Annotated in this window: 2 protein-coding genes and 6 pseudogenes; 4 read left to right on the forward strand and 4 right to left on the reverse strand. The window is 60.2% G+C overall.

The features are described 5' to 3' along the window. The 3 genes and pseudogenes from NKH03_RS34270 to NKH03_RS34280 all read right to left on the reverse strand — a co-directional run. A pseudogene (locus tag NKH03_RS34270) lies at positions 1-208 on the reverse strand (tyrosine-type recombinase/integrase); the annotation flags it as partial. Next, complete coding sequence (locus NKH03_RS34275) at positions 205-597, reverse strand: tyrosine-type recombinase/integrase (protein ID WP_352607394.1); 393 nt, start codon at positions 595-597, stop codon at positions 205-207. The gene NKH03_RS34275 and the pseudogene NKH03_RS34270, both read right to left, overlap by 4 nt. A 253-nt stretch (positions 598-850) precedes the next feature. Next, positions 851-1,228, reverse strand: a pseudogene (locus NKH03_RS34280) (site-specific integrase); the annotation flags it as partial. A 248-nt stretch (positions 1,229-1,476) separates the two neighbouring features. Here NKH03_RS34280 and NKH03_RS34285 point away from each other — a divergent pair. Beyond that, entirely contained in the window at positions 1,477-2,502 is a 1,026-nt protein-coding gene (locus NKH03_RS34285) for a LysR family transcriptional regulator (protein ID WP_352973266.1), read from the forward strand. A gap of 594 nt (positions 2,503-3,096) precedes the next feature. Here NKH03_RS34285 and NKH03_RS34290 read toward each other — a convergent pair. Further along, positions 3,097-3,506 (reverse strand): annotated as a pseudogene (locus NKH03_RS34290) (transposase); the annotation flags it as partial. 182 nt (positions 3,507-3,688) lie between these two features. Between NKH03_RS34290 and NKH03_RS34295 the strand changes: the two are divergent. The 3 pseudogenes from NKH03_RS34295 to NKH03_RS34305 form a co-directional block, all read left to right on the forward strand. Further along, positions 3,689-3,881 (forward strand): annotated as a pseudogene (locus tag NKH03_RS34295) (IS110 family transposase); the annotation flags it as partial. A 61-nt stretch (positions 3,882-3,942) separates the two neighbouring features. Next, positions 3,943-4,185 (forward strand): annotated as a pseudogene (locus NKH03_RS34300) (integrase core domain-containing protein); the annotation flags it as partial. Between the two features lies 1 nt (position 4,186). After that, positions 4,187-4,671: pseudogene (locus tag NKH03_RS34305) on the forward strand (transposase); the annotation flags it as partial.

Below are 4,671 nucleotides of genomic sequence, written 5' to 3' on the forward strand. Positions count from 1 at the left end.
TGACGCTGGGTTGCGTCTTCGCAATGCGGCTGCGCCAGACCGAGGGATTGCTCCACTCGCTGCTGGATCTCATGGGGCTGAAAGTGGCGCCGGAAGATTCGGCAAAGACAACGAAGCGCTGCAGCAACCGTCCGGAAAGACGCAGCTTATGGCCGAGGGCGCGGCGCGCGGCCAGGTACTCTTCGAGCGCCGCGTGCAACGCGCTCATGATGCGACTCCAGGCCAGGGTAGCGCAATGGCACGCAACGCCGCGATGTCAACTTTGGCATAGATCTGTGTCGTGTTCGGCTGGCTGTGGCGGAGAAGTTGACCGATTTCAACGAGCGAGGCGCCGCGGCGCAGCAGATCGGTGGCGAGTGAGTGACGCAACAGGTGCGCACCCTTGAACGCCGGCGTCAGACCGGCGCGCTTGAGCGCACGATGGACGATGCAGCAAATAGTCGACGGGCTGACAAAACTGCGTCTGGGCGCTTTTATGCGAATGAAGACGCGGCGTGTTGAGCAAGCAGGCCGATCCTGCCGCAGATAGTCGACCAAGGCGGCACCGACATCCGCCGGCAGTGGCAGCCGCGCCAGCCGTTGACCCTTGCCATGCACGACGATCTCGCCCCCGTAAACCGAGGCGCGCGAGCAGCATCAGAACCGCGTAGTCCCTGCGGCCGGCCGGTGTTCTCCTGTCGCAAGACGCAAGGAGCCGTTCGACCTGTTCGGCAGGCAGCGCCTTCGGCAGGTGTGCCAAGCGCCAGCCGGCGATCCCAGGCACCGCGACAGCGAGATCGGTGGCAAGCAACCCGCGTTGCTGGAGGAAGCGCAGAAAGAAACGCAGTGCGGTGACCACCAACTTGGCGCGGCCGGGCGAACCGGCCTGGGCTCGCCGCACGATGAACCGATGAACGTCGCCCACTCGCAGGCGGTCAAAATCCGGATCGTTGCCGCCAAACTGTTCGTCCAGGAATCCACGAACAATCGGCAGATAGTTCGTCAATGTCGATGCCGAGAGACCACGCTCGGTGCGCAGGAATTCCCCAAATGCGTCGATCAGCTTACCCTTGGCGCTCGTATCGACCTCTGGCAGCGGCACCGGCACGCCGCCCGTGTCGCGCAGATATCGTACCAACTGCCGAATGGTCCAGGCATCGCCACGCCTCGGGCGCCGACCAAGTTCCGTCAGAAATCGACCTGCGTCCTCTTCCCCGAGCAAGCTCAGCGGAACATCCTGCCTCTCCACCCAAGCACTGAAACCGGCCAGGAGCTTAATCTTCTGCTGAACAGTCGTTTTGGCGTATCCCTGGCCATCGAGCAACCGTTGTCGTTGGCGATGGTGAGCCAGACGCTCTCTCGATGTACCGGCCCGTGTCGCGGCGCCGTCGATTTGAGCTTGACGTCGGTCGTTTAGGATCCTCTAATGCATGGCTCGCAAATTCGTAAAATTGATTGTTTGAATGATACGCATCCACACGTTGGATAGAACATGACATGCGTTTTAAAGGGCTGGATCTAAATCTCCTCGTTGTGCTGGACGCTCTGATGAGGGAGCGTAAAGTCACTGCCGCGGCTCGCAGTATCAACCTGAGCCAGCCGGCCATGAGCGCCGCCGTTGCTCGGTTACGCGCCTATTTCAACGATGAGCTATTTACGATGAACGGCCGCGAGCTCATTTTGACACCGCGCGCCGACGGGCTCGCTCCAGCAGTCCGGGATGCATTGCTGCACATCCAGCTATCGATTATTTCCCCCGACGCCTTCAACCCGGCCCAATCGGATCGTCTCTTCCGAATCATGCTTTCCGATTACATCACGCTCGTATTTTTTAGGAAGATAGTAGAGCGCGCTGCGCGGGAAGCTCCCGTCGTTCGCTTTGAATGTCTGCCTATTTGCGACGACCCCGAGGAGCTTCTCCGGCGCGGCGACCTTGATTTTCTGATTATGCCGGAAGTGTTCATGTCGAAACATCCTCGCGCAGCCCTGTTCGAAGATAAGCTCGTAGGCGTAGGCTGCGGCACGAACAAGCAGCTGTCGGAGCCACTTACATTCGAGCGATACTTGTGCATGGGACATGTTGTGCTCAAATTCAGGCACACCCGGCAGCCCACCATGGAGGAATGGTATTTGCTCGAGCACGGTTTCGAGAGACGTGTCGAGGTCGTCGTACAGGGCTTTAGCCTGATCCCGCCAGTCCTGTCAGGCACCAACCGCATCGGGACCATGCCCTTACGGCTGGCGCAGCATTTCGCAAAAACAACACCCCTGCGGATTGTCCAACTTCCGCCGCCACTTCCTCCTCCGGCATTCACGGAGGCCGTCCAATGGCCTGAGCTTCACAATACTGATCCGGCAAGCATGTGGATGCGGGAAATGATGTTGCAGGAGGCATCTTGCCTGGCGCCTTTGCCTGAAATCATTGAGCGTGTCGGGCACGCCGATCCGACCTTGCGGTTGTTGGTACCGACTGCCACCGCGATTTCGCGTGCGAAGTCCCGGAAGATGTTAAGCCCCACCTAATCGCCGCCTGTAAGACAGGCTGATCAGCATGTTCGACAAGCGCCGGCGCGGCGCGTGTTACCTACGTTCTGGGGCTGATCTCAGGCGAGTTGCTCGTCGAGGATGTGTGGCAGAGTGATGCCAGCTGCCTTGATTGCCCACTTTTGCCGTAGGTGGTGGTGACGAGGCGAGCATTCTTTTCGATGGCGGCTTCTGGAGGCGGACGCGATCGCGTAGGAGCGGTTGCCCTTCGGGCGTCGGGCCTTTGGCCCGGCAGAGCGGCGCAGTTCCTTGCTAAGTGCGAGGGCCGGAACGAGCAGAACACACGCCCGGGCTGCTACTGAATTGACTGGCGCCTCCGATTTTGCTTGCGAAGTCCCAGAAGATGCGTAGCCCCACTTAAATGCCAACGTTGCAGGCCTTGCCGCGGCTTTTCACGCGCGGCCAGGCGAGGAGATGGCGATCGACGAAGTCGATCCAATGGACTGTGCCGAGCCTCGCTCGGCTTCTGGCGTTGACGACAGCGCCCTGCACCGAGAAAGTCGGGCACTTGGCAATGAAGCCGGTCGAGCTTGACGCTGCGGACCCACGCAATTGACCAGCGCTTCTGCCTGAACGCGTGGCCGATCGGCGGTCTTCCTCTTTCCGGGTGGGGGCCTTGACCATCGCGCACACCGGCGGCTCGCCGCGCTTGTAGGCCAGCAGCGCCCGCACCATGGCTTCGCCGTCGATCCTGTCAGTCTTCGCCCGCCGGCGACGCCGAGAGGTCGCGATCGAGGCGGGATCGACGACGTGGCTTTCGATCCCTTAGCCTGCAGTACGCGGTGGAGCCAGAACCCGTCGAGACCGGCTTCCTGGATCACAATGATCGGAAAGTGTCGTTCCGTTCGCGACAGCGCCTTCTCACGAAGCCATGAAAGGCGCGCCAGCAGCCCGGCGACATCGCCGCCGCTCACAGCATGCTTCGACAACTTCTCTCCATTGCCCGGCGACAGCGACGTGATCAACCAGCTTGACCGGCTCAGACCGTATGTTCTCGGAGTGAAGGCGGCTCACCCCCGCGATAAGGTGAGATCGGGGGTTGCTTCGGATTGGCCGAAGCCGAGCCCCAGCTTAGAGAGGGTGAACCATGGATCAGCATAACAGGCTTTTTGTCGGTTTGGACGTCTCGAAATTGAAGATTTCTGTGGCCGTCGCAGACGGTGAGCGGGGCGGTGAAGCAAGGTTTTATGGGGATATAGCCTCGGATCCGACCTCAGTGGCGAAGAAAAATGGCGAAGCGAGGAGCTGTCCTCCACTTCTGCTATGAAGCCGGTCCGACAGGTTACGAGCTTTACCGTCAGCTTACCGACATGGGTCACGACTGCGTGGTGGTCGCACCATCCCTGATACCAAAGCGCCCTAGTTGTGTCCATTCGGACCGAACCGAGGAGACTGGAGTTACCTGGCTGCAGCACTCACCGGCACGTCAGGACAAGACCCTATACGCCCAAGACCAATGGCAAGGCCGAGCGCTTCATCCAAACAGCACTGCGTGAATGGGCCTATGCCATCGCCTATCCGACTTCAAATCACCGCGCCGCCGAACTGCCGATCTGGCTGCACAGATATAATTGGCATCGTCCACACGGCAGCCTAAAGTCCAAACCGCCTATCAGTCGCCTCGCTCTAACCGAGGACAACCTGTTGAGGCTCCACACCTAGTGATCGAGTGAAGACGAACCGGCGCGACGCGGTCAGCCTGGCAAGGCTACATCGTGCAGGTGAGCTGAGGGCAGTCTGGGTACCAGATCGCGGACACGAAGCCATGCGCGATCTCGTGCGGGCTCGAGAGGCTGCACAGGAGGCTCAAAAGCGGGCGCGTCAGCAGCTTCAGTCGTTCCTACTTCGGCATGGCCGCATCTATTCGGGCCGCTCATCCTGGTCGCTGGCGCATATGCGGTGGATATCGACTCTGAAGTTCGAGCATCCGGCGCACTTCATCGTGCTCAAGGAATATTGCCAGGCGATCGAGGATGCCGAGGTGCGCTTGAAGCGTCTGACCGATTTGATCTCGGAGACTGTCAAATCCTGGACGATGGCTCCTGTCGTCGAAGCCTATCAGGCGTTACGAGGCGTATCGTTGATTGCCGCCGTCGTCTTTGTTGCCGAAATTGGCGACATCCGCCGCTTCGAAAACCCCCGCCAGCT

Source organism: Mesorhizobium sp. M1406 (assembly GCF_040317555.1).
In the GTDB taxonomy this organism is placed as follows: domain Bacteria; phylum Pseudomonadota; class Alphaproteobacteria; order Rhizobiales; family Rhizobiaceae; genus Mesorhizobium.

Excerpts from the sequence above, each read along its gene's own strand:
- NKH03_RS34285 (WP_352973266.1), top strand. The coding sequence starts at position 1,477 with ATGCGTTTTAAAGGGCTGGATCTAAATCTCCTCGTTGTGCTGGACGCT.